This is a genomic window from Xylanibacter ruminicola Ga6B6, assembly GCF_000687715.1.
Taxonomy (GTDB): domain Bacteria; phylum Bacteroidota; class Bacteroidia; order Bacteroidales; family Bacteroidaceae; genus Prevotella; species Prevotella ruminicola_B.
Map to the genome: position 1 here is coordinate 98554 of NZ_JHXD01000005.1, position 26986 is coordinate 125539.

Below are 26986 nucleotides of genomic sequence, written 5' to 3' on the forward strand. Positions count from 1 at the left end.
ATTTTATCGTACGGTAGGATTGAGGTTACGGCGCAGGAAGAAGGCGCGCGTAGCCAGGAAATACGTGGCTACACCCGTACCGTTAACGAGTACTACCGTCCAGAAGGCTGCGCTATAGCTAATGAGCTCGGCTACGATACCACCAGCCAGAATACCTAATCCCATACCGATATCCCACGAGATAAGGATGGTGCTGTTGGCAGTGCCACGCTGTTTGTTGGTGGCCACATTGATGGTCATATTCTGGAATGCAGGCCACATATGACCGTTGCCCAAGCCAATCAACAATGCGGAACCATAATAACCGATCATGATGGCAGTATGATTGCTGACAAAGAGTGTGGGCATGAATATAAATATAGTGTAGCCCACTAACGAGATGACCATACCGGTGGCGGCATTATGGGTTACACGACCGTCGCGGAGGGCTTTGCTGCCCTGTAGGCGACTAAGGATAAGACCCACCGAGCATAGCATAAAATAGGTGCCTGTGCCGCCGGTAATGCCCATTACCTCCTTACCATAAATGGCCAGGTAGTTGCTAAGCACACCAAAGCTGAAGCCAAAAGCTACCATATTCAGGCCCAACAACCAGCCACGTGTAAGGAAGAAGCGGTCGAGCGAGAGCCTAGAGCTTCTAGCCTGGCTAGAATCTCTAGGCTTAAGCTTTACAGTACTATCAATCAGCCAGCCTGTGGTGGCCACGATGAGGGCTAACCAGAACAGGAACTCGAAGCTGTTGGTAAGCTGGTAGATGAAAATGCCGATGGTGGGCGCGATGGCCATAGCTAGATTGTTACTCAAGCCGTAATAGCCGATACCCTCGGTACGACGGCTGCTGGGCAATACATCGATGGCCACGGTAGAATTGGCTACGGTAAGGGCGCCGAAGGGACCTCCATGCAGTGTGCGCATAATGGTGAACAGCAGCAGGGTAGAGGCGGCCAGATAGCCGGCAAAGAAGATAGCGAACACGCCAAACGACAGCATGAGCACCGTTTTGCGCGGGAACGAATCGACTACATAGCCGCTAAACGGGCGTACCAGCAGAGCGGTGATGGTATAGCCCGAGAGCACCAGTCCTATCACGTCCTTTGTGGCCCCGAAGTGCTCGCTCAGGTAGAGCGGCAACAGCGGTGTAAGCACGTAAAAGGCGAAAAACAACGTAAAGTTGGCTGCCATCACCTTGCAGTAGTTCCTATTCCAAAGTCTCTCCATCTTATCTTCCAGTCTTTCTGCTTATCGGGTGCAAAGTTACGCTTTTTCGGGCGGTTATCGGCAGAACTAACGTTAACGAACTATAATGGGGCTTAACTTTTGCCCTTGGCGTACGTCTAACATCAAAAAAATCATTATCAACTATAAGTATGAAACGAATTGTAATGCTTTCGGCCGTAGCCCTGCTCATGTCATCGGCAGCTATGGCTCAGACCAAAGAGGTGAAGATTGGTGACGTAACCATGACCATCACCCCCGAAAAGGGCGCTAAAATCACGTCGCTCAAGTATCAGGATCAGGAAGTTATTTCGCAGCTCAGGTGGCCCGAAAGCTTCGGTAGTACCTTCTGGACAAGTCCGCAGAAGGAGTGGAACTGGCCTCCCGTATTCGAACTCGACAAAGGCGTGTACGAGGTGGTAGAGAAGGATGGGCATCTGGTGATGACCAGTCCGGTATCGGAGAAGTTGAAATACCGTGTGCGCAAGGACTTCAGTACCGATAAGAAGGATGGCGCCATTGTGATTACCTACAGCATTATTAACGAGAGTGGCGAGGAAAGAAAAGTGGCTCCCTGGGAGATTACCCGTGTGCCTAATGCCGGTGTGATTAAGTTTGATGCCCCTGTGGAGAGCATCTGGCCTGCTGGCTTGATGAACTTTGAACAGAAAGACGGTGTGGCTTGCTATGCTGCCGACGAGGCCCAGCAGAACCGTAAGGTTAATGCCGATGGTAAAGGCTGGCTGAGCTACGAGAACAACGGTCTGGTTCTGACCAAGAAGTTTGCCGACCTGAAGGCTGATGAGCCTGCTCCTGGCGAGGCCGAGATTCAGGTGTACGTGAACCGTGGCAAGACCTATATAGAACTCGAGAGCCAAGGTGCTTACACAACCCTGGCTCCCGGTGCTGATCTAAGCTGGACGGTACGCTGGTACCTGCAGCCTGCTAAATAACGTGCAAGCCTAAGAATACCATCAGACCGTTCATCAGTATCCAGAAGATAGCGAACGGCATGGTCTTACGCATAATATCGCCATCCTGCCCCTCCATATCACATGCTGCGGTTGCGATGGCGATACTTTGTGGCGACAGCAGCTTACCGCCTTCTGAACCGGCACAGTTGGCTGCAGCAAGCCAGTTGGTCTCGCTACCACTCACACCAAAGAAGGTGCCCTGGTTAACCAAGCCTAAGTCGCTGGCGGCAGTTGCCTGTAGCTTACCAAACAGAATGTTGGCGTTGGTGGCACTACCTGTAACAAACGTACCGATAGAACCGATGAGTGGTGCAAAGAATGGGAAGGCCACGCCGGTAAGCATTACCAGACCCTTAGCGATATCGTTAGTCATACCAACATTGTTCATGAGCATAGCCATAGCTACCAGACAGCAGATGGTAACCACCGTCTTCTGCAGGTTCAGTGTGGTCTTGGCCAGCAGCTTCAGCAGTGCGCCGATGCTCATGCCCTGAATCAGACCACCAATCACGGCACCAAGGAAAATCATCAGTCCGGCATTAGAAAGCCAGCCAAACTTGAAGGTGTTGCCGATGACAGGCAGTTCGAACTTGGTAACCAGTGTGCTACCCAACAGTTCGTTAACAGGAGGCACAATCTTACTGCTAATCAGGATGAAGAAGATTATCAATCCGTAAACACTCCAGGCCTTGAGCGTTTTAATAAGACCGAAGTTCTTCTTCTCTACCTTTACCTCGTCGTTAGGATTCTCGTCGTGGATAAACAGCTTGTTGTAGAGAAGCATGGCGGCGATGGCGGCTACCGAACCAAGGATGGCAGGTGTCTCAGGGCCGATGAAGTGGGCACAGCAGAACTGCACGAGAATAGAGCAAGTGCCTACAAACAGGGCAATGCTGATGTTCTTGAGAATCTTGGTCTTATCGGTAAGCATCAGGATGAGGAACGGGGTGATGTAGAACATCAGCGACAGTTGCAGGATAATAAATGTGGCAACCTCGCAAAGCTCCTCAGGCGTAGCGGTACCGCTGGCAGCAACCTGGTTGGCCAGTGTGGTGGCGGGCAATCCTACTGCACCAAATCCTACAGCTACGGTGTTGGCTATCAAGCAGATAACAGCCGAGAACATAGGTTTGAAACCTAAGCCGATAAGGATGGCTGCCGGGATGGCCACAGCCGTACCAAAGCCTGCCATACCTTCGAGCACACCACCAAGACCCCATGTAAGCAGCAGTACCAGCAGACCTTTATCCGAGGTCATCTGGATAAACTGCGTTTTAATCGTCTCAATCTCCTTGGTTTCGCAAAGGATGTTATAACTAAAAATCGCACATATAATAATAAGTATTATAGGGAAGCAGGCCTTGAGCAGTCCCTCGACTACCGACCATAGCGTGATGCCAACAATGCTTGCCTGTGCATACTTCTCGGGCACAATGCCTAAGGCAGGTGCTGCGAACAGTGCCAATACAACGGTTACAATCAGCGTAACGATAGCGCTCTTGTAGCCAGATACCTTGAAACCCATCATTAAAACAATGAGTAACAGAATAGGGATAGCGGATACTAATGCTGACATAGGATTTTAGTGTTAGTGAATATTTATATAAGTTCTGCCGACAAATATACGAAAACTTTTGATACGTACCACGATTTTTTTTGTGAAAAAATCAAAAGAGTCAAAAAAACATTGAAAAAGTGTGATGATATCGAAAAATTTTGTATATTTGCTCACAAAAATCGAGTATAACTAAACCCAAGAGCCCTATGCTAAACGAATTCTTATCAGAACTTCGGCGATTCATGCCTGCCGAGCGCATTTACACCGACGAGCTACGTACCTTAGGTTGGGGTACCGACGCCAGTTTTTATCGCCAGATTCCGAAGGTAGTGCTTCGTAGTGATGGTGAGGAAGAGATATCAAAGATTGTACAGTTGTGCGATAAGTATAAACTGCCCTTTACCTTCCGTGCTGCTGGCACATCGCTCTCGGGACAGAGCTGTACCGACAGCGTGCTCATTGTGGCTGGCAAGCATTGGGAGAAGTATATGCTTTCGGATACAGCCGAGAGCATCAAGCTGCAACCTGGTATAGTGGGGGCGAGGGTTAATCAGATACTGAAGCCATACGGACGTGTGTTCCCCCCCGATCCGGCATCTATCGGTGCTGCCATGGTAGGTGGTATCGTGGTAAACAATGCCTCGGGTATGAACTGCGGCGTGCATGCCAATAGCGACCGTATGCTGCTGTCGGCTCGTATCATCCTGACTGATGGTACGGTGCTGGATACTGGCGACCCAGTGAGTCGCGAAGCTTTCAAGAAACAGCATCCTGCGTTTATCTCTAAGATAGAGGCGCTGCGCGACAAGGTGCGTGCCGATCAGGAATTGACCGATCGTATTACCAAGAAATACAGCATTAAGAACGTAACGGGTTTGAATCTGCGCCCACTGGTGGCTTACGATGATCCGTTTGATATCATTGCGCACTCTATCGTGGGTAGCGAGGGCACACTGGCCTTCCTGTCGGAGGTAACGATGAAAACACTGAAGGACTATCCGTTCAAGGCATCGGCCATGGTTTACTTTATGACCATGAAGGAGAGTTGCGAGGCTGTGGTGGCTATGAAGAAGCTGAAGGCTGGCGACGAAGACCTGGAGATGAGCGCCGAGAACCTGATGGTGAAGAGTGCCGAGATGCTCGACTATAAGTCGCTCTCGTCGGTTGATGATCCCGTTTATCTGCAGTATAAGCAGGATGTGGATGCCGGTAAGATTGAGGGCGTGCAGCCTGGCGATTACCATAACTTGACGGCTATACTGACCGAGACCAAGGGTATTACCCACGATCAGCTGCTGATGAAGATTGAGAAGATTAAGGAGTGCTTAGGTGCATTCAAACTCTATATTCCTGCTGAGTTTACCGAGGATCCTGCTGTGTATGGCAAGTACTGGGCCATCCGAAGCGGTATATTCCCATCGGTAGGCGGTACACGTCCGGTAGGCACCTCGTGCCTGATTGAGGATGTGGCATTCCCCATTGAGAGTCTACCTGAGGCTACGGTGAAGTTACAGAAACTGATAGCCGATCATGGCTACGACGATGCTTGTATCTATGGTCACGCCTTTGAGGGTAACTACCACTTTATTCTGAATCAGAGCTTTGCCGATGAGCATGAGGTGGCCCGTTATGCCGAGATGATGCGCGATGTGGCCAAGCTGGTGGTTGAGGGATACGACGGCAGCTTGAAGGCCGAGCACGGCACAGGACGTAATATGGCACCGTTTGTGAAGTACGAGTGGGGCGAGAAGGCTTACGAGGTGATGAAGGAACTGAAGGCAATCTTTGACCCGAACGGACTGTTGAATCAGGGTGTGATATTCAATGACGATCCCGACTGCTTTATCAAGTGTCTGAAGCCGCTGCCAGAATTGGATTACGACTTCAAGAGCGTGCCTGATGGTGGCCACTATCTGATGGATCCCAAGCTGAGTACAGCCAAGGAAACCATTGAACAGGCCAAGCGTGCCAACAAGTGTATAGAGTGCGGATTCTGCGAGGTTAACTGTATGTCGTGCGGACTTACACTGTCCTCTCGTATGCGTATCGCCGTACAGCGCGAGATTCGTCATCTGACTAAGACCGGTGAGGACGACGAGCGTTTGGAGCGCTTGCAGAGACAATATAAGTATTACGGTGATCAGACCTGTGCTACCGATGGCTTGTGTTCAACCTCATGCCCCATGAAGATTAACACGGGTGAGCTGACACACCTGATTCGTCAGTTGGATATGAACACACGTCCATTAGGCTACTGGGTAGGCGATTATGCAGCCAAGCATATGGCGGGCATTAAGAGCGGACTGCGCGTGGTACTTGATGTGGCACATGCTGCTCACGTCACACTCGGCCCGACACTGATGACTACCGTATGTCGTACGATGAACAAGATGGGTTTGCCACTATGGACTACCGCTATGCCTAAGAAGCATCGTCAGCCTAAGAAGAGCGACCTGACGCAGTTTATCATCGAGAGAAGCGTTCCTAAGCATGAGGAACAGCATTCCGACCTCAAGGTGGTTTACTTCCCCAGCTGTATTAACCAGACGATGGGACAGTCAAGGCATGGCGGCAAGATTCACGACCTGGTGGATGAGGTGATACAGCTGATGGCTAAGGCCGGCTACGAGGTGATTTTCCCAGAGGGTATGGAGCGTATGTGCTGCGGACAGATATGGGAATCGAAGGGTATGCTGGATATTGCCGACCGTAAGAGTGCCGAACTGGAGGCAGCTTTGTGGAAAGCCAGCGAGGAGGGTAAGTATCCTGTGCTGTGCGCCCAGAGTCCGTGTCTGCACCGTATGAAGAAGGTGATGCATAAGATGCACCTCTACGAGCCTGCTGAGTTTATTATGAAGTTCCTGGTACCACGATTGGATTTCCATCCTATCGACCGTCATATAGCACTGCACCTGACGTGTTCTACCCGACAGATGGGTGTAGATAAGGATATGATAGCTTTGGCTAAGCTGTGCTCAAACAACGTGTTCCTACCCGAGGGTGTGGGCTGTTGCGGCTTTGCTGGCGACAGAGGCTTTACCTTCCCAGAGCTGAATAAGTACGGATTGCGCAAGCTGCGCCCACAGATTGAGGCTAACCATATCGAGGTGGGCTACTCTAACAGTCGTACCTGTGAGATCGGTCTCGAATCGAACACAGGCATACCTTATATGAGTATTGTGTATCTGGTAAATGAATGTACAACAACTAAAAAATAATAATTAAACAAGTGATGAAAGTGTTACTTAGAAAACTGTTGCTGGTTGTCATTGCGATGGCAGCCAGCACTGCTGTGCAGGCGCAAGCGCTCCTGACTACACATGTAGAGACTGGTGATGTACAAGGTGTACTGGACGATGGTCTGGCCGTGTATAAGGCCATCCCATACGCAGCACCTCCTGTTGGTAATCTGCGTTGGCGCGCTCCACAGCCTGCCAAGGCCTGGGAGGGTGTACGCGTGTGCGATGAGTTTGGAAAAATGCCTCCACAGCCCACACGTCCTGGTCGTACGGCCGATATGATGAGCGAAGACTGCCTGTATCTGGGTATTGCCACACCAGCTAAGACCGTAAACGACAAACTGCCTGTGATGGTATGGATTCACGGTGGCAGTTTCCAGACCGAGTGGTATGGTGGCGACCTGTGGAAGCACCTGGCACTGCGTGGTGTAGTGATCGTGAGCATCGAGTACCGTACAGGTGCCTTAGGCTTTATGGCCCATCCCGAACTGACTAAGGAAAGCAAAGACGGCCATTCGGGCAACTACGGACTGTTAGACCAGATTTATGCCCTGCAATGGGTACAGCGCAACATTGCCCAGTTTGGTGGCGATCCTAACCAGGTAACCATCTTTGGCGAGAGTGCCGGTGCCATCAGTTGCAGTATGCTGTGTGCATCGCCTTTGGCACGTGGCTTGTTCCACCGTTGCATCAGTCATAGCGGTGGTTCGTTTGCGCCCTGGAGCGATGCGCCACGTTCGTTAGGCCTTGATGCCTCGCAGAAGGGGGCCGAGCAGCAGGGTGTGGCCTTCATGAAGCATCTGAAGAAAAAGAACCTGAAGCAGCTGCGCGCCATGGATGCCATGGCACTGTGCGATGGCAACGTGGGCTTTGCCGGTTTCTGGCCTTGTGTTGACAGCTACGTGATTTGCGACGACCAGTATCGTATGTATGAGCGAGGCGAGTATAACGATGTGCCTGTAATCGTGATGACCAACAGCGATGAGGGTGCACTGTTTGCTCCAGGTAACATTACTGCCGAGGACTATCAGAAAACACTGAAGAGCATTTTTGGTGCTTGGGCCGACGAGGCATTGAAATTCTATCCTGGTGCTACCAACGACGAGGCTTGGCACGGCTTTGGCGATGCCTTCCGTGATATGGGCTTTGCATGGCCATCGTACGCATGGGTAAGTCTGCAGGCCAAAACGGGTAAGAGCGCGGCTTATGCGGCTTATCTGGCTCAGCCTTCAACTATGAGCTTCTCGCAGGATCCACGTCGTAAGGGTGTGGCTCATGCCGATGATATCATGTACCTGAACGGTCACTTCCTGTTGCAAGGCGAAAAATATCCTGCTGAGAGTGCCGTGGCCGAAATCATTCAGCAGTACTGGGTGAACTTTGCTAAGACGGGTAATCCTAACGGCAAGGGGCTGCCTTACTGGCCAACCTTCGACGAGAGCAAGCCAACCACTATGCAGTTCAGTAATGGTGCATCGCTGATCAATGTGCCCAACCGTGAGCAGATTGATTTCGTGGACCGTTATTACAGAGCTAAACGTGCAGAAGTAGAATCAAACAGACATTAACAGAATAATAACCACTACTAATGAAAGTATTTAGCAAAATTGTGCTGGTTGCCATGATGATGGCAGCCAGCATTACTACACAGGCCCAGGAGCTTTACGTGGGCAGTTACAACATTCGTTACCAGAATGACAGCGATGCCAAAGCAGGTAATGCCTGGCAGCAGCGCATGCCGGTATTGTGCGGTCAGATACTGTTTGAGCATCCGGATATCTTCGGTGCTCAGGAGGTCTTGGAGTCGCAGCGTCAGGACTTATTGAAGCAGCTGGCCGATTACGACTGTATCGGTTTAGGACGCGACGATGGCAAGCATGCCGGTGAGCATTCAAACATCTTTTACGACCGTAACAAAATCAAATTGTTGGATCATGGCGACTTCTGGTTGTCGGAAACACCCGAGAAGCCTGGTTTAGGTTGGGATGCAGCTTGTGTGCGTATCTGCTCGTGGGGCTATTTTAAGCTCAAGGGAACCAGTTTGAAGTTCTATTACTTTAATCTGCACATGGACCATGTGGGTACGGTAGCGCGTCGCGAGGGTGCCAAACTGGTGGTGCAGCGTATCAAAGAGATTGCTAAGGGCAAACCCGTGGTGCTGACAGGTGATTTCAATGTTGATCAGACTAATGAGATTTATGGTATCTTCACACAGTCGGGCATATTGGACGACAGTTTTGAGAAGGCTCAGTTCCGCTTTGCTGAGAATGGTACCTTTAACAGTTGGGATCCGGAATTGAAGACCGCCAGTCGTATTGATCACGTGTTTGTATCGCCTGCCTTTACCGTACAGCGTTACGGCGTGTTAACCAATACCTACTGGTCGGAAGCACCCCAACAAACAGATACAGTAAAAGGCGCCGATGCTCCTCAGGAGATTAATTTCCAGAAGCATCAAAAGCGCCTTCCTTCTGATCATTATCCCGTATTTGTACGTCTTACGTTCTAAACAAAGAAAGAGCTGTGCATCATGCACAGCTCTCTTTTTTTTATGTAATCACTTGTGGATTAGAACCAGCGTGGGTCACCAGCCTTGTTATCCTTCACGGCATCGTTGCCTACAGTGAAGTTGCCATTAGCGGCGTCCTTGAACTGAGGATCGGCAATGGTTCCGCTCTTATCTACGAAGAGGGCATTGGCGTTGGCACCTTCGGTTACGTAACCATCAGCTCCTGAGTAGAAGTTGTTCTCGAATGTAGGCTCGGCGGTATTCTTCTGGTTAGAGAAGTTACCGGCAGAGGCGGTTACGATGTTGTTGGTGAATGTGATACTGTTGCCCTTGAAGCGAACATAGAGGATGCGCTTTCCTGCATCGTTACAAGCACCTACGATGGTGTTGTGATCGATGGTGATGACAGGAGCTACACCGGCAAAGTTGCCTGACTTGTCGTCGTAGCGTACCAGGTCACGACCCTTACAAGAGTTCCAAATAGTGTTGTTGGTGATGTTGAGCATCAGGATAGCACCTGCACGGCAGTCGAACATATCACCACCATCACACTCGATGTTGCTGATGAGACAGTTGTTAATAACCAAGCTGTTAATCTTAGCAGCCTTATTCACATAGTAGAATCCCTTGGTGTAGTTGGTAACCTCGCTATTGTTAACAGTGAAGTGGTCGATGGTGTTGGCAGCTGTGAAATCGAATGCCTGACCGCCATCGGTGCCCTTACCATCGAGTGTTACCTGATCGATAGTGAGCGAAGCTTCTACCTTGAAACGGCCTTGGATAACAGGATGATCGTTCTGGCGCAGACCCTTGATGGTGAGATTCTTGCTAACCGTTACTGAACCGCCAAATGCAGCCTCGTCGGTAGCGATACCGTATGTGCCAGGCTCCACAATGAGGCGATAGCCTTCAGGAGCGTCGGTGATGGCCTGTGCGATATCCGAACCTGCCTTAACCAGGATGTCGGTCTCCTCGAGATATACGCCTGTGGTGAAGCTAATCTTACCACGGGTTTTACCGTTTGCACGTGCCATTACAGCGGTGTATTCGGTTTCAGGAGTCAGTCCGGTGATGGTAGCTGCACCTGCCTTGATATCATCGGCTGTAATGTTATAAACAATGTTGCCGGGAGTCAGGGTGATGGTGGCAGCCTCTTCGCCGGCTGTCCAGCGCAGAGTCACTTCCTTAGCCTTGATATCCTCTTCCTTCACGTTCTTGAACAGCTGCTCGGCCTCGGTCTTGGCATACACACCGCTCCACTTTGAGTCGCGTGTGGCATCGCCATCGGTGGCCTGAACACGGAATGAGTACTGGGTTTCGCCATCCAGACCTGTGATAAGCACGGGCACCTGATCGGGTGTTACAGAGAAACTCTGAACGGGCGAACCGGCAAAGGTCAAGCTGTCGTTGGCATAAACCTCAACATTATAGTTGGTTACGCCATCGCCAAGGTTCCAGCTCAGTTCGATATTGGTGCGGTTGCGCACCTTGGCCTCTACGCTGGTGGGCGAGAAATTACGGTTATACACAATGCTCGTAATCTCGTCGGCAACGTCGCTACATGAAGCTAAAGCCACAGTAGCCAGACCAAATACGATAGATTTTAAATATATTTTTTTCATAAAAAATCTTCAATTTTCAATGTTCAATTTTCAATCAGACAACTGACCGTAGTTACCATCGTTGTTCAGCATGTTGTTGCTTGAGTCTATGAAGTTCTGCCAGATAGGCCACAGGCAGTTAAGACTTGGAGTAGCCACGTAGAGACCGTCGATGATATCGTCGGTAAGGCTTGGCTTGTCGGCACTGCCGAACCAGTTCTTGCTCTCCCAATCGCCTTCGAAACCGTTGATAACAGTGGCATCGTTCTCGCCCTTGTTCAGACCGTAGATTTCAATCTCGCTCTCGTTCTCAACAGTCTTCAGATAAACCTTGTCGGGCAGTCCTGCATAGTCGCCAGTACGTGTCTGCAGAGCCTGGAGCTTAGCCTTGGCCTCGGCCATCTTCTGGTCGATGATACCCCAGCGAACCAGGTCGGCCTTACGCAGAGCCTCGCCAGCAAACTCGAGTGCACGCTGATCGTAGATACCCTCGCGGAATGCCTGCTGAGAGGCGGTGTACTTGGTCTGCAGGGCAGATACCTTAGCAGCGGGGAGTACACGGTCCAGAACAGGCTTCATATAGCTCCATGCAGCGGCGGTGTTACCCAGTTCGTTCTCGGCCTCGGCAGCCATCAGGTAAACATCAGCCAAGCGCATGTACTGCCAGTTTACACCATCATCGTTGGTACTGGTAACAATACGGTTCATCCACTCGTAGCGCAGCTTACCAAAGCACATCTTGTTCAAGCCGCTCAGCACAACGTGCGCATTGCCATCCTTCAGGTCCTTACTCCACTCGTAAGGTACCACGGTGATGTCGCGACGGATATCCTCGGGATCATAATCGTAGTACAGAGTAGAAACTGCGCGGTTGATACCACCCTGCGACTGCTGGGTGTACTGGTCCTTAGCGTTATGCTTCAAACCCCATGTGTAGAGCACACGGCCACGACCGGCAGAGAATGGAATCTCCCAAAGGCTTTCGCCACCAGCTGTTACATTATCCTGACAGAGCTTAACGAAGTTCTCTTTAAACGAACCCAGTTTGCTGCTGCCATGGGCAATCACCTCTTCGCACTCCTGCTTGGCAATCTGGTACATCTTCTCAGGAGCCAATTCGGGATCCTTCGACAGGCGATAGCCATCGCCACGCAGACCGTAACCACCTGCATAGAGAGCCAGACGGGCACGCAGGGCCTTAACAAAGTCCTTGTTTACACGCTCGGTAGTCTTGGTGATAGCATTCTCCTTAGCCCAGTAGCAATAGTCCTCAGCCTCTAACAGATCGGCCAGCAACTGCTTGTAAATCACATCGCGGTTGGTACGGGGCAGGTACATATTATCTGAGTTGTTAGGCTCGAAACGTGCAGGCACGTCGCCCCAAGCCTTCAGCAGGTCGTTATAGATAACGGCACGCAGGGTGAGGGCCTCGCCTAACAGGTGGCGCATATCGGCGTTGTTCTCGATGTTACCATATTGGCGGATACCCTTGATGGCCAGATTGGCACGCTCGATACCCTCGTAGAACTTTGCGTAGGCATTGTTGGCGGTGTTCATCTGTCCGTTAGCAGCCTGAGTGCTATAGTTCCACAGACTCTGCTTATCGCTTACGCGGTCGGCATACGATGGTGCGTTACCCCATTCTACATCGGTGTTAACACCATAGTAGGGCAGGAAACGGCCACGGTATGAGTTGGTCTCGCCAAATGATACGTGGATCGACATCACCTCTGATTCGGCCAGCGAGTAGGTGGCGAATACCGATGATTCGTCGAGGGTTGAGATGCTGGGGGCATCCATGTCGCACGAGGCCAGACCCATCAGCGACATTGACAGTATAGCTAATTTGATATTATTCTTCATGTTCATGTCCTCCTTCATTTTAGAAATTCAAATTGAGTCCTACAACGAACTGGCGGCTACGTGGATAACCAGAGTGGTCAACACTTGGTGTAAGCGCTGTACGGCGATAGCAGTCACTCTCAGGATCGAAACCGCTGTAACCAGTGATGGTGAATACATTGTAAGCTGTTACGTAGAAGCGCAGGCTCTGAATGCCAGCACGCTTGGTGAGGGCAGCAGGAATAGTGTAACCCAGTGACAGGGTGTTGAGACGCAGGAATGAAGCATCCTCAAGAGCCCAGTCGGTAAGTACCATACGGCTCATGTAAGGGCTCCACATAGTGGTGTTGGCGTTCAGCTCGGCCAGACGGGTTGGGTCGTTGCTGAGCAGACCGGTCTCAGGATCGAGGTTGGTCCAGCGCTTGCCAGCAGCCATCTCGGTGCTCATACTGCGATACTGGTACTTTGAGGTTGAGGTGTACTCAATCTTATTAGCATTGTAAACCTTGTTGCCAATGCTGTAGTTGAAGGCGGCGCTCAGATCAAAGCCGTAAGCGTGACCGCTCAGGGTGAATCCACCGAAGGCTGTTGGGTTAACATCGCCCAGAACCTCAACATCGTTTTCGTAAGTTACGAATCCATCACCATCCAGATCCTTGAGCTTGAGCGAACCTGGGCGGATAGTACCTACTACGGCAGTAGCATCGGCTACACCATCCTTCAGAATCCAACCCTGCTTAGCATCGTAGCCAACGAAGTCGCTTACCTCGTAACGGCCAGCGCCATCCAGACGGAATCCGATAACCTGACCAAGAGGATCGCCTACAGAAATCCAGTAGTCGTTTCCAATCTCGGTAGAAGCCCAGTTGGTGTTCCAACCAAAGTCATCCATCACACCAAGGCTCTTAACCTTATTCTTGTTGAAGCCGATGTTACCGCTGATGTCGATACCCCAGTTCTTCTGGTTAACGGCATGCCAGGTAAAGCTGAACTCAAGACCCTTATTCTCGGTCTTACCCATGTTACGATACTGGTTGTCGTATCCTGTACCGCCTACAGGGAACTGGATAAGCAGGTCCTTGGTGGTGTTCAGATAGGCCTCGATGGTACCATTCAGTTTGCCACCGAACAGGGTGAAGTCCAAACCTACGTTACGGGTGATGGTGGTCTCCCACTTCAGGTCGGGGTTAGCCATCGTCTTTGATGGTGCCCAGTATGAAGAGATACCGTTTACCCAAGCGGTAGAGCTGGCGCTATAAGTCTGTACAAGCTGACCAACAGGAATATTGTTGTTACCAGCAGTACCGTAGCTTACACGCAGTTTCAAATCGTCGAGCCAAGAAGCTGTGCTGGCCATGAATGGCTCAGAAGAGATACGCCATGCCAGAGCGGCAGAGGGGAAGTAACCCCAACGGTTGCCCTTAGCAAACTTAGAGCTGGCATCGGCACGGAATGTAGCGCTGAGCAGGTAGCGGTCCTTCAGGTTGTAGTTCAAACGACCGAAGAAAGAGAGCAGCTTATCATCAGCACTGTAAGCATCGTCGATAGAGTAGGGCACACCCTGTGAGGTGAGCTTCCAAGCGGTCTCGGCATCAAAGTCGGTGGGGAAACCGTGTACTTCGTCGGTATTAATGCGCTGCTTGGTAATTACGTACTCATGACCTACCATCAGGTTCAACTTGTGATCTTCGTTCTTAATCAACTTCTTGAAGTCGTAGTTGATGGTGTTGGTATTGCGGAAGCGGTGACGGTTAGTTGATGTCAGGCGGATGGCTGGCATGTTCTGGTTGTCAACTGCTGGTACGTTCTTAATATAATAGGTGGTAAGACCCCAGTAACGCTGGTCGTAGTTGTTGTAATCGTCGTAACCAAACTCGGTACGCAGCTTCAGGTCTTTGTAAATCTCCCATCCAAAAGCACCTGCAATGTTCAGGTTCTTGCGCTCCTTCTTCTGGTCGTTGTCCCACTGAGCCTGGATAGGATTGTAGAGGTTACCTAAGTCATCATCGGCTGAACCTGCTGATGGATCGAGGTTCTTGATGGGGAATGGGCTGTAGATAACAGCATAGCGCAGACGGTGGTCAGAGTCGTACACACCGGTAGCATCCTGAGCACCACCACCACGGATATCGGTATCGGCATAACGTGCCTGGAAATCGAGTGTTGTGGTCTTGGTGGGCTTGGTGTTCAACTTCAGACTGAAGTTATCGCGCTTGAAGCTTGAACCAATCTGGATGGCCTTATCATTCATGTGGGCATAGCTGAATGCATACTTGATATTCTCGGTACCGCCATTGATGTTGATGTTGTGATTAAAGGTGTGACCGGTACGGCCGTAAACCAGATCCTGCCAATCGTTGGTGGTAATATTGTCGTACATATCCAGATCCTGATAGTTGCCGAAATAATCGGTGTACGACGAGATCTTCTCAGGATCGTTATTATTCTTCAGCAAGGCCAGCTCGTACTGCCAGGTAGCATAGTCGCGTGCGCTCAGCACATCCTGTTTCTTGGCAATCTTCTTCCAGCTGTAGTAAGCATTGTAGCTCACCTTGGTCTTACCCTCCTTACCGCTCTTGGTGGTTACCAGGATAACACCGTTAGCACCACGGCTACCATAGATGGCGGTAGATGATGCATCCTTCAGTACGGTGATGTCCTCGATATCGTTGGCGGGGATGTCGCTGATGGTCTCAACGGGGAATCCATCTACGATGTAAAGGGGATCATTGCTTTGGGTGATAGATCCACCACCACGGACACGAATCTTTACTTCGGCATCGGGCGAACCTTCGGTGGTAGTTACCTGTACACCCACCATCTTACCGGTGAGGGCCTCTGAGGCATTGGCTACAGGTACAGCCTGCAAGGTTTCGCTGTTAACGGTTGCTACCGATCCGGTAAGATCTTTCTTCTTAACCGAACCGTAACCAATTACTACCACATCGTTCAGGGTGGTGTTGTCGTCTTCCATGGTTACCTTAACGGGGGCACCGCTGATGGTAACGGTCTTGGATTTCATACCGATGTAGGTAATTACAACCTGCTTACTGTTCTGCAGCGTGAGGTTAAAGTTACCGTCGTAGTCGGTAATCGTAGCGTTTTTAGGACTACCTTTTTCTACAACTGTAGCGCCAATAACGGGCTCGTTAGTTGAGTCAAACACCTGTCCTTTCGCAATCGTTTGAGCCAGCACCTCAGGGGGAGCCAGTACAAAGAATGCTGCTAAGAGACACAGTTTGCACAATCTTCTCATTGCTTGATTCATACTTTGATGTTTAAGTTATTAATTATAATAGTAAGTCAATTACTTCTCAGAGATTAGTCCTTAAATTGGTGCAAATATAGTATAAAAAAATTAAAAATCGGCTATTCGATGGTAAAAAAGTGCGTAAAAAAGCACGTAAACGTTTTCGAATACGAAACGTTTACGTACATTATTTTATAAGTAATGTGCGACTTAACGAACCAGTTTAACGGTTGTATTCAGTCCACTTGGAACGGGCTTCCAATCGGCGTAGGTGGTGTTCTTATAGTTGATATCCACCACGTTAATCTCGTTGAATTTGCGCCACTGTACGCCTTTTCTGTCAAGCTCGGCAATGCGGTTGGCCGGCAGGTTAGTGACCTCGATACGTATCTCATTCTTGCCCTTGTGCAGGGTGTTGCCGCAATCAAGAATAAACGGTACGGCCCAGGCACAACCTATAAACTGATTGTTGATATACACACGGGCACTCTCGCGTACATCGCCTAAATCTATTTGCCAGTGCTGTTTGGCTTGTTGGCTTGAAAGCTTGATACTGGTAGTGTAAACACCTGTACCCATGGTAACGGCAGCACTGTCGTTCAGTGTCTCCCACGTCTGGAGTTTGTTCAGTTTGAACGTGCCTTCAACACGTGGACTTTCGTCGGTGAATGTAAGCATCCATGGACTTTGGAGGGTTATCTCCTCGGTCCTGGATGCAGTTGTAGCAATATTTGTTGAAGGTTGATTTGACGTCTGCAGGATGCGGCTCTCGCCTGATTTGAGGGCGATGTGCAGCTGTCCGTTATGTACTTCGGCTGGCTGAATGTCGCCGTTCATGGGGTTGAACCAGGTAGCACTCTCGAAAGGTACTGCCAGGTTTACATCGCCTGCAATATCCTTCGGTGTGAGGTTTACGATGAAGTAGTGCCAACCATCGGCTGTATGGCGACGAATGGCGCGCAGACCATAGGTGGTCTTCATCTGTTCGGCTTTGGTAAACTTGGCCATATCAGTAGCCTGTTCACCACGAATAACGTAGGCGTTCAATCGGTTGATTTGTGCTTGCAGCGAAGCATCGATTGTGGTACCACTGGGGATGATAAGCGCCTTATAGCGGGTGCCTCCCTCGGTTACTAGCATGCCATTTTCAATGCGTACCTTTGTCAACTGACGGTCGCTGATGTAGTCGCAGTCGTAACCTAGACTGTCGATAGTCAGGATGCTACGGATAAACTGAGGCGCTTTCTTCGCCATCGAGTGGATGTCGAACTGCATGAGCAGTGTATTGTTGTTATCGCGTTGATGCCACATATCGCGTACGGGCAGATACACCAGGAAATCGTTATCTGGCTCTCCCAACTGCAGGAAACTCTGGCAACGCTCAATATACTTCATCAGATATGGGGCATCGCGCCAGATAGAGTTGGTAGGACTCATGTCTACCGATGCATAGAACTTCCATCCTGGCCAGGGATCGTTCTGCGGGGTATAGCATGAACCATGGAAGTACACGTGGTTTACGCCACAAGTGAACATCAGGTCGAGATCGGGCTTCATCTGTGAGAGCGAGGTACGGAAATGCTCAGTGAGCCACGTAAACGTTTCGCTGGATGTGAAAGGCTTGCCCATGACGTGAGCAGCTGACGACGCATATTTGAGCATCGACACGTCGCTATCGTTCTTACGGGTTTTACCAGGGTCAGTACGCAAGCCGTGGATACCGAACTCAGAAAGACCGAACCCTTCGATTTCAGGTATATCTACAGCGGCATAGAGGTCGAGCAGGTTGGCTGGTGAACCGTGAGCTTGGTTGCGTACTTTTACGCCATGCTTGTGTGCCCAAGCTACCCACTGTTGGGTAAAGTTCTCGAGCAACATGTCGCTGAGGGTTTCGCGATAGTCGGCCAACGTATGGTTGCCATCGTCTACCTTGCCTAAAAGTTCGGGTAGTTTTGTACGCAAGTCGTAGCCACGACGCTTCTGGAACTCTTCGAACAGAGTGGGCGTCCAATCGGCCTTATACACCTCGTAGCTGTCGTTAAAGAACGTGTGAGGGTAGGGTACGCCCGATGTGGCAAACGCCTGTTCAAAGCGATCTAGATAGTGCGCTACGGCGTTGCGGTCGAAATGATCCACCACCCAGCCTTCGCCACCAGGAGCGGCACGTTTTACCTTCTGCTTGGTGCGTCCAATCTCAACCTCATATTGGTGCTTGCCATTAATAATGGTATCCTTGATAATCGCACGACAAGCAGCCTGATCTAATGAGATATGCGGACCGCCAAAGGGCCAGCCTGTACCACAGTTCATATCAACCTCGATACCTAACGGACGGGCGATGTCTTGAACCGATTGCAGGGCCTGCATCCATTTAGGCGAGAGGTAGGTGATGTTGTTGGCATCGTTACCCTTTACGCCATAGATAGGCGTGATTTCTACAGCACCGATGCCTACACGGGCATACTCCTGAAGGTTCCATTCCAGGTCGTGCTGATTAACAGCTGAACCCAGCCACCACCAACGGGTGCCGGGTTTAGCTTCTGGTTTGGGCTGTGGCCATGCCTGGGCAAAGGTTGCCGAGGCATAGCAGCACGCCGCACATATTATGGTTAAGAATTTCCTCATTATCTGGTGAGTTTGTAATATTCGCTGGCGCCAAGCAGGAAACAGCCCGTGCCATAGTCTTCAAAGTCGGGTACGCTGTCGAAGGTAACAGGCTGACCGGCTGAGGGGTCTTTTCCTGTGCCCTGGTTCCAACCTAAGAAGCCATCGTTATGTACGCATGATGCGAGTGCCTGCCAGGCTTTGTCGCATGCTGGGCGATAGGTCTTGGCTTTGAGCAAACCCTGCTGAATACCCCATGCCATACCATAGAGGAACAGGGCGGTACCTGTCATTTCGGGTGTGGGATAGTCGGCATCGCTTACCAAGCTGGCATGCCAGAAACCATCTTTGTGCTGACAGCTGAGCAAGCCCTTGCTCATCAGCAGGAAGTCCTTCTTCAGTTCCTTATATTCTTTACTCTTAGGGTTAAGCTGGTTCATGCAGCGTACGATGGCGGCATACACCCAACCGTTACCACGGCTCCAGTAGCAGTCCTTACCATCCTTTTCCTTGTAAGGTGGTACGTAGTCGGCATCGCGCCACCACAAACCGTCTTTGGTGTTGAACAAACCACCACCACACTCGTTACGAGTCCAGCGGTACATCTGCATGGCGTGGTCGCGGTATTTCTGTTCGCCAGTAACGTTTGCAATCTGCATGTAGAGTGGCATAGCCATCTGTATGGCATCAATCCAGGTCCACCAACCGTACAACGAGTTCACGTTGGTCTTGGCTTTAGGAGTGGAGGTCTGCTTCTTTGAGTTTGGAGTAACCATCTGGTGGTCGAGATTAGCAATTACATTGGTTAAGAGTGCTTTCTGATCGCCACCTTTCAAGGCTGCCAGTTCCACGTAGGTCTGGCCACAGCACTGGTCATCGGCATCGAGGGTGTTCACGCCGTTGCGTGGTGTCCATTTATGGAAGTCGGCCCAGGTCATGGCGTAGTCGATGTAACGCTGCTGTGGGTCGATGGCGTTCAGGGCCATCAGTCCCTCGTAATATACGGCACGTGTCCAAAGCGACGAGGGACGTACCTTCTTCACGTTGGTGGGAAGGGTAGGGTCACTATACTTCATCATGAAGTAGTTGTTTGTTTTCTGTGCTGATTCTAACACATTGTTCTGTGCTGTAGCTGTGGTTGTGAGTCCCACAAGTGCTACGAGTGCAATAATAGATTTCTTCATATGTAGTTTATTTAGTTTCAAACTTGCTGACAACGGTTTTAAAGCTGTCGGATGATGTTTTCAACGTTACCTTTGATGGCTGGCTGCTTGCACGCAGGATAACCATAGCCGAACCATGCCATAGACGACGGTGATTGGTTACGTTCAGTTCGTCGCTCTCAATATCACCATTGGTTACAGCCACAATGCGTGCATCTCCTTCAACATCGAATTTCAGTTCGTTGTTGGCATCGGGTACACGGCGACCTTTGCTATCTACGGCGATGATACGCACATGCTGCAGATCCTCGCCATCAGCCTGCCAGTTAGTGTTATCAGGTCTAGCCTGAAGTTTGACAGCCTTACCAGTGGTTTCGATAGCATGACGGGCTATCACCTTACCGTTTTTGTAGGCCACGGCTTCTAACTTGCCAGCCTGATAGGGAATGGCTTTCCACAAAATGCGGTTACGCTTTTCAGCATCTGTCGGATTCTGCTTTTTGCCAAGGTGTTTGCCATTCAGTAGCAGTTCTACCTCATCGCCATTGGTATAAGTAAACAGATTTACTTTTGAACCTGCGGTTCGGTTCCAGTTTTCAGATTGGATATCGTTACCTGTCTGTATGCCATTCCACTCTATACCAGCATCTGTATCCTCGATAATGGCGATATGCACCATAGGGGTATCGGTCAGATAACTCTTCATAAAGTATGCTTTAGGCTTGGGCTCTAACGCAATGTCGAACACACCTTGTGCCCAACCTTTGGCAGGCCAACCTTGACTTTCGCCTAAGTAATCGATAGCACCCCAGTAAGCCAGACCGATAACCTTATTCAGGTCCATCTCAAACCAGTTAGGCCCCATCTTATTGATACTGGCCTCGCTTTGGTAGAAAGTCATCCAAGGAAAGCGGCGTCCATCGCCTGGGAAATACATATACCTATAATTATAAGCCTGTATATCAGTGTGCATAGCCAAATCGCAGGGGAGCGAGTCGGTCTCCCAGTTGCGGTAGCGTGGGTGCATGGCTACGGTAACCTTGCGTGTAGAGTCGTAGCGGTTCACTACGGGGCGCATCATCTGGTAGCATGTAACACCGAAGTCGTTAAACGGCAGGTTAGGATCTTGCTGCAGTTCGTTGCCTAAGCTCCATAGAATAACTGATGGGGAGTTGCGGTCGCGCTTAATCCATTCGGTAACATCCTGTGCCCAGTGGTTCATAAACGGCACGCGTCCGCCTGTATGCTGCTGGGTCCACTTGTCGTATAGCTCATCTACTACCAATATGCCGTATTTATCGCACAGACGGATGAAATCGCGGCTATAGGGATTGTGCGAGGTGCGTATGTGGTTGATGCCGAACTGTTTCATGAGTTGCAGACGCTTCTCAATGGCGCGCGGGTAGGCGGCTGCACCCAAGGCACCTAAGGTGTGATGGTTGGCATAGCCTTTGAGCAACACTTTCTTGCCGTTGAGTTTCAGACCGAAGTCGGGACCATACTCGATGGTGCGGATACCGAACTGCTCGCTTACCTCATCGGCCACGGTGCCATCAGCATACAGCAACTGGCACACTGCTTTATATAAGGAGGGGTGTTCTGTATCCCAAAGCTGAGCGTTGGGAATCTCCATCTCGGGTGCCTGTATCGTGAGTGTACGTGTCTGTGGGTTGCCTCCACGTTTAGCCGTCTGTTCAGTTACCAGTTTTCCCTGAGGGTCATAAATACTTACCTTCATAACTGTTTGACGGTTCTTGGTGCGATTTGTAAAATCGGCCGCTACATTTACATATTTATTATCGCGCGTAGTGATGTAGAGCGGATGGCGCTCGAAATACAAATCGGCCGGCGTATCGATGAGTGATACGTTACGGAATAAACCACCACCGGTGTACCAGCGTGAGTTCTTTTCGGTCATGGTATGCGCCTTGACAATAATATCATTGTCCTCGCCATAACGCCATAGTTTGGTTACATCTATCTCAAAACCTACGTAGCCGTAATCGGTACCGCCGATATGCACACCGTTCAGCCATACATCGCCTACGTACATAATGCCCTCGAAGTCGAGTAACATACGTCGGTCCTGACGGACCGCTGATGTGACCGTTTTCTTGTACCAGCCTGCACCCATCTCCTTAAAGCCTCGGGCCGACAGACGGCTTTTTATGTTGGCAGCCACATCAGTGTTGTCGCCACGTTCGTCGGCACTCGGAGCTACCCATGGCTGTTCTATCTGAAAATCGTGGGGTACGTCAACCTGGTGTGCGTTGGTAAACAACGAGTCGTGTGCAAACTCCCAACCCAGGTTCAGCGATTGCACTGTTCTGGGTTGTGCCCACATGCCCGTTGCCATGCATAGCGGTAAAACCAATGCGGTGATACGATTTGTATTCATCTCTTTCGTACGTTTTTAGTTTTCTGCTGCAAAAGTAGGCAAATATGCGGTGATGATACATATACGTTCGTTCTGAAATTAGCAATTTTGTACAAGTTTGATAGTTTACGGACAATAATCGGTCGTATTGTAGTGATAAAGGCAGTACTTTTGCACCATACTAATTAATAACTCTGATGAAAAGACTAATCATTCTAACTGTGGCCGTAGCTGCCAGTCTGTGTGTTAAAGCGCAGCCCATCGACACCTTATTATATAAAGAGAGTGTCAGTCCCATCGATTTCTCGGTCCGGGTGCCCGATGGTAATTATCGTGTTACCGTAACGCTCGGTTCAAAGAAACGTGCAGCCCAAACGGTGGTACGTGCTGAGAGCCGTCGCCATTATACCGATGTTATCAGCACCAAGAAAGGTAAATTCCAAACCATAAGTTTTGTGGTTAATAAGCACGAACCTAAGATTGATGATGCTAGCAGCGTGAAGTTGAAGCCACGTGAACTGACTTATAAGAACTGGGACGATGCCCTGAACCTGCAGTTCTGCGGTCCGGCTCCAGCTGTACAGCGCATTACCATTACGCCTGATACAACTGCCACTACGGTATTTCTGTGTGGCAACAGTACGGTGGTAGATCAGGAGCAGGAGCCTTGGGCTTCGTGGGGACAGATGATTACACGTTGGTTCGACGATAGGGTAGTGATAGCCAACTATGCCGAAAGCGGACTTTCGGCTACTACTTTCTTGGCGCAGTTGCGTTTGGATAAGATTCTTACCCAACTGCGAAAGGGCGACTATGTGATTTGTGAGTTCGGTCATAACGACGAGAAGGAGAAGAAAGCAGGCGATGGTGCCTGGTACAGCTACTCACGCAATCTGAAGATATTTGTGGATCGCGTACGTGCCAAAGGTGGTAACATCATCTTTGTGACACCTACAGCGCGCAGGTTCTTCGAGGCCGACCAGAAAACACTGCGTAACACCCATGGCGACTATCCTGAGGCTATGCGTACCGTGGCTCGCAGAGAGATTGTGCCTGTGATTGAACTGAACGGTATGACTACCACCCTGTACGAAACTTTAGGTTACAAGGGCTCAAAGAAGGCGCTGGTACACTATCCTGCTAATACCTTTGCTAATCAGCCCGAAGCACTGGCCGATAACACTCATTTTAATCCTTACGGTGCGTGGCAGGTGGCCAAGTGTATCGTGATGGGGCTGAAACAGATGCACTCGCCATTGGTAGAGTACTTGCGTACAGATTGGCAGGATTACAATCCTAATCAGCCTGATGATCCCGATGCGTTTGTATGGTATCCTTCGGGAAATACCAATCTAACCAAGCCCGATGGCAATTAAAAATGTACAGTTTGTACGATAATCATAGTAAACGAACGATTTTGTAATATATAAAATAGGTAAAAACACCTACTTTTGCAGCAAAACCAAATTTTATTCAAAACTATAAATTCTAAAAATTAACACAGTATGAAGGACATTGGTAAATCAAGTCTGAACAACAGCTGGGGCATGCTCCAGAGGTTGATGTTTACGGTTCTGTTCGCAGTGTTTGCTATTGGCGCATTCGCTCAGAACAAAGTAACCGGTACTGTCGTCGATGTACAGGGCGAGCCCATCATCGGCGCAAGTGTCGTTGTTAAGGGAACCAGTAATGGTACCGTTACCGATTTCGACGGTAAGTTCACTGTTGCTAACGCTCCCGCAAAAGGTAACCTCGTTATCAGTTATGTAGGTTATCGTTCACAAACTATTGCCCTTGGTGGTAAGAGCGACATTAAGATTACCCTCGAGGAGGATAAGCAGTTGCTCGACGAGGTGGTAGTAGTAGGTTATGGCGTTCAGCGTAAGAGTGATGTAACAGGTGCGCTCACACGTGTTGGTGAGAAAGAGCTGAACGCCCGCCCAGTAAACAATGCATTCGAAGCTCTGCAGGGTAAGGCCGCCGGTGTGGATATCACTACTAGCGAGCGCCCAGGTACTGTAGGTAGCATTGCTATCCGTGGTCAGCGTTCTATCTCTGCAGGTAAGGGCCCTCTCTACGTTGTTGATGGTGTGCCCCTTCAGGCAACCAGCCTCGACGCTCTGAACCCTCGCGATATCGAGAGCATCGACATTTTGAAGGATGCCTCTTCAACCGCTATTTATGGTAGCCGTGGTGCCAACGGTGTTGTTCTGGTAACAACCAAGCGTGGACAGGAAGGTAAGATGCAGGTTAGCTATAGCGGATCGCTCACTTTCGAGAAGATTGTAGATAAGAGTCCTGCTATGAGTGCCAGCGATTATATCACATGGCGCCGTTGGGCTTACTACAACATGAGCCCCGATAAGTACACTCCTGGCGATCAGCCAACCATGGAGCAGGATAAGAACTTCTTTGGTGGTGATGATACAGCTCTGGCCAACGTGATGAAAGGTTGGGCCGGTGGCTCATGGGATGGTTCGAAGGTGACCGATACCGATTGGACCGACATGGTGACCCAGACCGGTCTTACTCAGGAGCACACTCTCAGTGCCCGTGGTGGTACCAAGAATATTGCCGGTTTCGTTTCTTTCGGTTACCTGCGTAACGAGGGTACTCAGAAGGGTCAGACCTTTGAGCGTTACAACTTCTCGGCCAGTGCCGATGTAAAGGGGAACAAGTGGTTCAAGACCGGTGGCTCGTTCAATGCTTCGTATGGCATCCAGCAGTATGGTTACTCTAAGGCTTATGGTACCAGCTCAGGTCCTACCGATCTGTACGGTGCTGCCAAGGCTATCCTTCGCTACACCTTGCCTTACGACGAGAATGGCGATATCATCACCCAGCCTGGTGGTTCAACCACTAATACCTATTCTATTATTGATGAGTGGACCAAGAGCAACGATAACCGTCAGAACTTCCGTCTGTTGGGTAGTTTCTATGCTCAGATCGACCTGGGTCAGATCTACGAGCCTCTGCAGGGCTTGATGTGGAAGACACAGTTCGGTCCTGAGTTCCGTTACTATCGTAATGGTAACTTCCTGGATAGCAGCTCTATCAGCCGTGCCGGTGGTAACAACACCGTGAGCCGTGGTGATGGTCATCAGCTGGCTTGGACATTGGATAACATGCTGATGTACAACCGTACATTCGGCGAGCATACAGTAGGTGTTACTCTGTTGCAGAGTGCTTCGAAGACCAAGTCGGAGAGCAGCAGCATCAGCGAGGAGAACGTGCCCATTCCTTCGTTCCTGTGGAACAACCTGGGTGCTGTGGATGTAACCGACACCAAGTATAAGGTAGGTATCGGTTCAGGTACTTCTGGCAATCAGCTGGCTTCTTACATGGCCCGTGTTAACTATTCGTTCATGGATCGTTATCTGCTCACAGCTTCAGCCCGTTGGGATGGTGCTTCGGTACTGGCCGAGGGTAAGAAGTGGGATTTCTTCCCATCAATGGCCCTTGGATGGCGCATGGAGCAGGAGGAGTTCCTGAAGAACGTATCATGGCTTGATCAGTTAAAGCTTCGTCTGGGTGTGGGTGTTACTGGTAACGCTGCCGTATCTCCTTACGGAACACTCGGTCTCATCAACTCTTACTGGATGCCATTCAGCACTGGTAACTCACAGATTCTGGTTACCAACGAGCCTTACTATTCTAACAGTCAGGTGCAGATGCCTAACAAGAACCTGGGTTGGGAGAAAACCACACAGTGGAACCTTGGTATCGACTTCAGCTTCCTGAAGGGCCGCATCGGTGGTACCATCGATATGTATACCTCTCGCACCAGCGATCTGATTCTCGATATGAGCATTCCTTCACTCTCTGGTTATCCTTCAATGAAGACCAACGTGGGTAAGACCAAGAATAAGGGTATCGAGCTTACTCTGAACACTATCCCTGTATTAACTAAGGACTTTACCTGGAATTCAAACCTGAATCTGGCTTGGCAGAAGGACGAGATTGTTGAGTTGGCCAATGGTAAGGAGGATGATGTAAACAATGCTTGGTTCATCGGTCAGTCAATCGCTGTTTACTACGGTTACGAAGCTGCAGGTCTCTGGCAGGAGAGTGATGCTGCCGAGATGGCTAAGTTCAACGAGAACGGCGAGAAGTTTACTGCTGGTAGCGTACGTCCTGTTGACCAGAATGGCGACTATAAGATTAATGCCGACGACCGTGTTATCCTGGGTAACAAGAACCCACGTCTCACCGCTGGATGGAGCAACACTATCAGCTGGAAGGGATTCGAGCTCACACTCGATCTGCAGGGTCGTTTCAAGTACATGGTTAGCACCGGTGGCGAGGGTCAGCTAGGTATGTATCAGCAGCGCGAAATCAGCTACTGGACACCAAGCAACACTGGCGCCGAGTGGCAGAAGCCTGTTTACAGCCAGGCTGGTGGTGATCCCTATTCAGGTCTGCTTGGATTTAAGAATGCATCGTTTATCAAGATCCGCAACCTGTCTCTGGGTTACAACTTCGATAAGAAGGTGCTCAAGAGCATTGGCCTGAATGGTTTGAAGCTCTATGTTCAGGGCCGCAACCTGGGTATGCTCTACTCTTCAATCGACTTTATGGATCTCGATACCGGCCGTACCTACTTCAACCGTGGTGTAACTGCTGGTGTACAGGTTGACTTCTAATCACTAACATT

Annotated in this window: 14 protein-coding genes; 6 read left to right on the forward strand and 8 right to left on the reverse strand. The window is 50.1% G+C overall.

What is annotated here, in order from left to right:
* Positions 1 to 3: 3 nt before the first annotated feature.
* The gene (locus T500_RS0105145) at positions 4 to 1218 is read right to left on the reverse strand and encodes an MFS transporter (RefSeq protein ID WP_051611885.1); all 1215 of its coding nucleotides are present in this window, start codon (positions 1216 to 1218) and stop codon (positions 4 to 6) included.
* A 149-nt stretch (positions 1219 to 1367) separates the two neighbouring features.
* Between T500_RS0105145 and T500_RS0105150 the strand changes: the two genes are divergently transcribed.
* Positions 1368 to 2168 (forward strand): hypothetical protein, encoded by an 801-nt coding sequence (locus T500_RS0105150; RefSeq protein WP_155267441.1) that lies wholly within the window; start codon positions 1368 to 1370, stop codon positions 2166 to 2168.
* Here the strand turns inward: T500_RS0105150 and T500_RS0105155 are convergent.
* Positions 2161 to 3765, reverse strand: a complete 1605-nt coding sequence (locus tag T500_RS0105155; protein ID WP_028907226.1) for an L-lactate permease — start codon at positions 3763 to 3765, stop codon at positions 2161 to 2163. The two genes, T500_RS0105150 and T500_RS0105155, sit on opposite strands and share 8 nt — an antisense overlap.
* Positions 3766 to 3953: 188 nt before the next feature.
* On the opposite strand from T500_RS0105155, the gene T500_RS0105160 reads away from it, so the two are divergent.
* From T500_RS0105160 to T500_RS0105170, 3 genes are read left to right on the forward strand one after another with little or no spacing between them, the layout of a single operon-like run.
* Positions 3954 to 6965, forward strand: coding sequence for an FAD-binding and (Fe-S)-binding domain-containing protein (locus T500_RS0105160; protein ID WP_036908552.1), 3012 nt, complete (start codon positions 3954 to 3956; stop codon positions 6963 to 6965).
* A 14-nt stretch (positions 6966 to 6979) separates the two neighbouring features.
* Positions 6980 to 8554 carry a carboxylesterase/lipase family protein gene (locus tag T500_RS0105165; protein WP_028907228.1) on the forward strand — a complete coding sequence of 525 codons (1575 nt, stop codon included), beginning with the start codon at positions 6980 to 6982 and terminating at the stop codon, positions 8552 to 8554.
* Positions 8555 to 8574: 20 nt separating this feature from the next.
* Positions 8575 to 9495 carry an endonuclease/exonuclease/phosphatase family protein gene (locus T500_RS0105170; RefSeq protein ID WP_230580854.1) on the forward strand — a complete coding sequence of 307 codons (921 nt, stop codon included), beginning with the start codon at positions 8575 to 8577 and terminating at the stop codon, positions 9493 to 9495.
* A 59-nt stretch (positions 9496 to 9554) separates the two neighbouring features.
* Here T500_RS0105170 and T500_RS15225 read toward each other — a convergent pair whose 3' ends face one another.
* The 6 genes from T500_RS15225 to T500_RS0105200 all read right to left on the reverse strand — a co-directional run bounded on the left by T500_RS15225 (position 9555) and on the right by T500_RS0105200 (position 22353).
* Complete coding sequence (locus tag T500_RS15225) at positions 9555 to 11117, reverse strand: DUF4957 domain-containing protein (RefSeq protein ID WP_051611886.1); 1563 nt, start codon at positions 11115 to 11117, stop codon at positions 9555 to 9557.
* Positions 11118 to 11147: 30 nt separating this feature from the next.
* Entirely contained in the window at positions 11148 to 12959 is a 1812-nt protein-coding gene (locus tag T500_RS0105180) for a RagB/SusD family nutrient uptake outer membrane protein (protein ID WP_028907230.1), read from the reverse strand.
* 19 nt (positions 12960 to 12978) lie between these two features.
* The gene (locus T500_RS0105185; RefSeq protein WP_028907231.1) at positions 12979 to 16206 is read right to left on the reverse strand and encodes a SusC/RagA family TonB-linked outer membrane protein; all 3228 of its coding nucleotides are present in this window, start codon (positions 16204 to 16206) and stop codon (positions 12979 to 12981) included.
* A gap of 192 nt (positions 16207 to 16398) precedes the next feature.
* On the reverse strand, positions 16399 to 18813 hold the full coding sequence (locus T500_RS0105190) for a glycosyl hydrolase (protein WP_028907232.1): 2415 nt from the start codon (positions 18811 to 18813) through the stop codon (positions 16399 to 16401).
* Positions 18813 to 19976: a glycoside hydrolase family 105 protein gene (locus tag T500_RS0105195; protein WP_028907233.1), complete on the reverse strand. Its 1164-nt coding sequence runs from the start codon at positions 19974 to 19976 to the stop codon at positions 18813 to 18815. The genes T500_RS0105190 and T500_RS0105195 overlap by 1 nt, the downstream gene beginning before the upstream one ends.
* A gap of 7 nt (positions 19977 to 19983) precedes the next feature.
* On the reverse strand, positions 19984 to 22353 hold the full coding sequence (locus T500_RS0105200; protein WP_230580855.1) for a glycoside hydrolase family 2 TIM barrel-domain containing protein: 2370 nt from the start codon (positions 22351 to 22353) through the stop codon (positions 19984 to 19986).
* Positions 22354 to 22529: 176 nt separating this feature from the next.
* Between T500_RS0105200 and T500_RS0105205 the strand changes: the two genes are divergently transcribed.
* Both T500_RS0105205 and T500_RS0105210 read left to right on the forward strand, forming a co-directional pair.
* Positions 22530 to 23708: a rhamnogalacturonan acetylesterase gene (locus T500_RS0105205; RefSeq protein ID WP_028907235.1), complete on the forward strand. Its 1179-nt coding sequence runs from the start codon at positions 22530 to 22532 to the stop codon at positions 23706 to 23708.
* A gap of 129 nt (positions 23709 to 23837) precedes the next feature.
* Positions 23838 to 26975, forward strand: a complete 3138-nt coding sequence (locus tag T500_RS0105210; RefSeq protein WP_028907236.1) for a SusC/RagA family TonB-linked outer membrane protein — start codon at positions 23838 to 23840, stop codon at positions 26973 to 26975.
* Positions 26976 to 26986 lie beyond the last annotated feature (11 nt).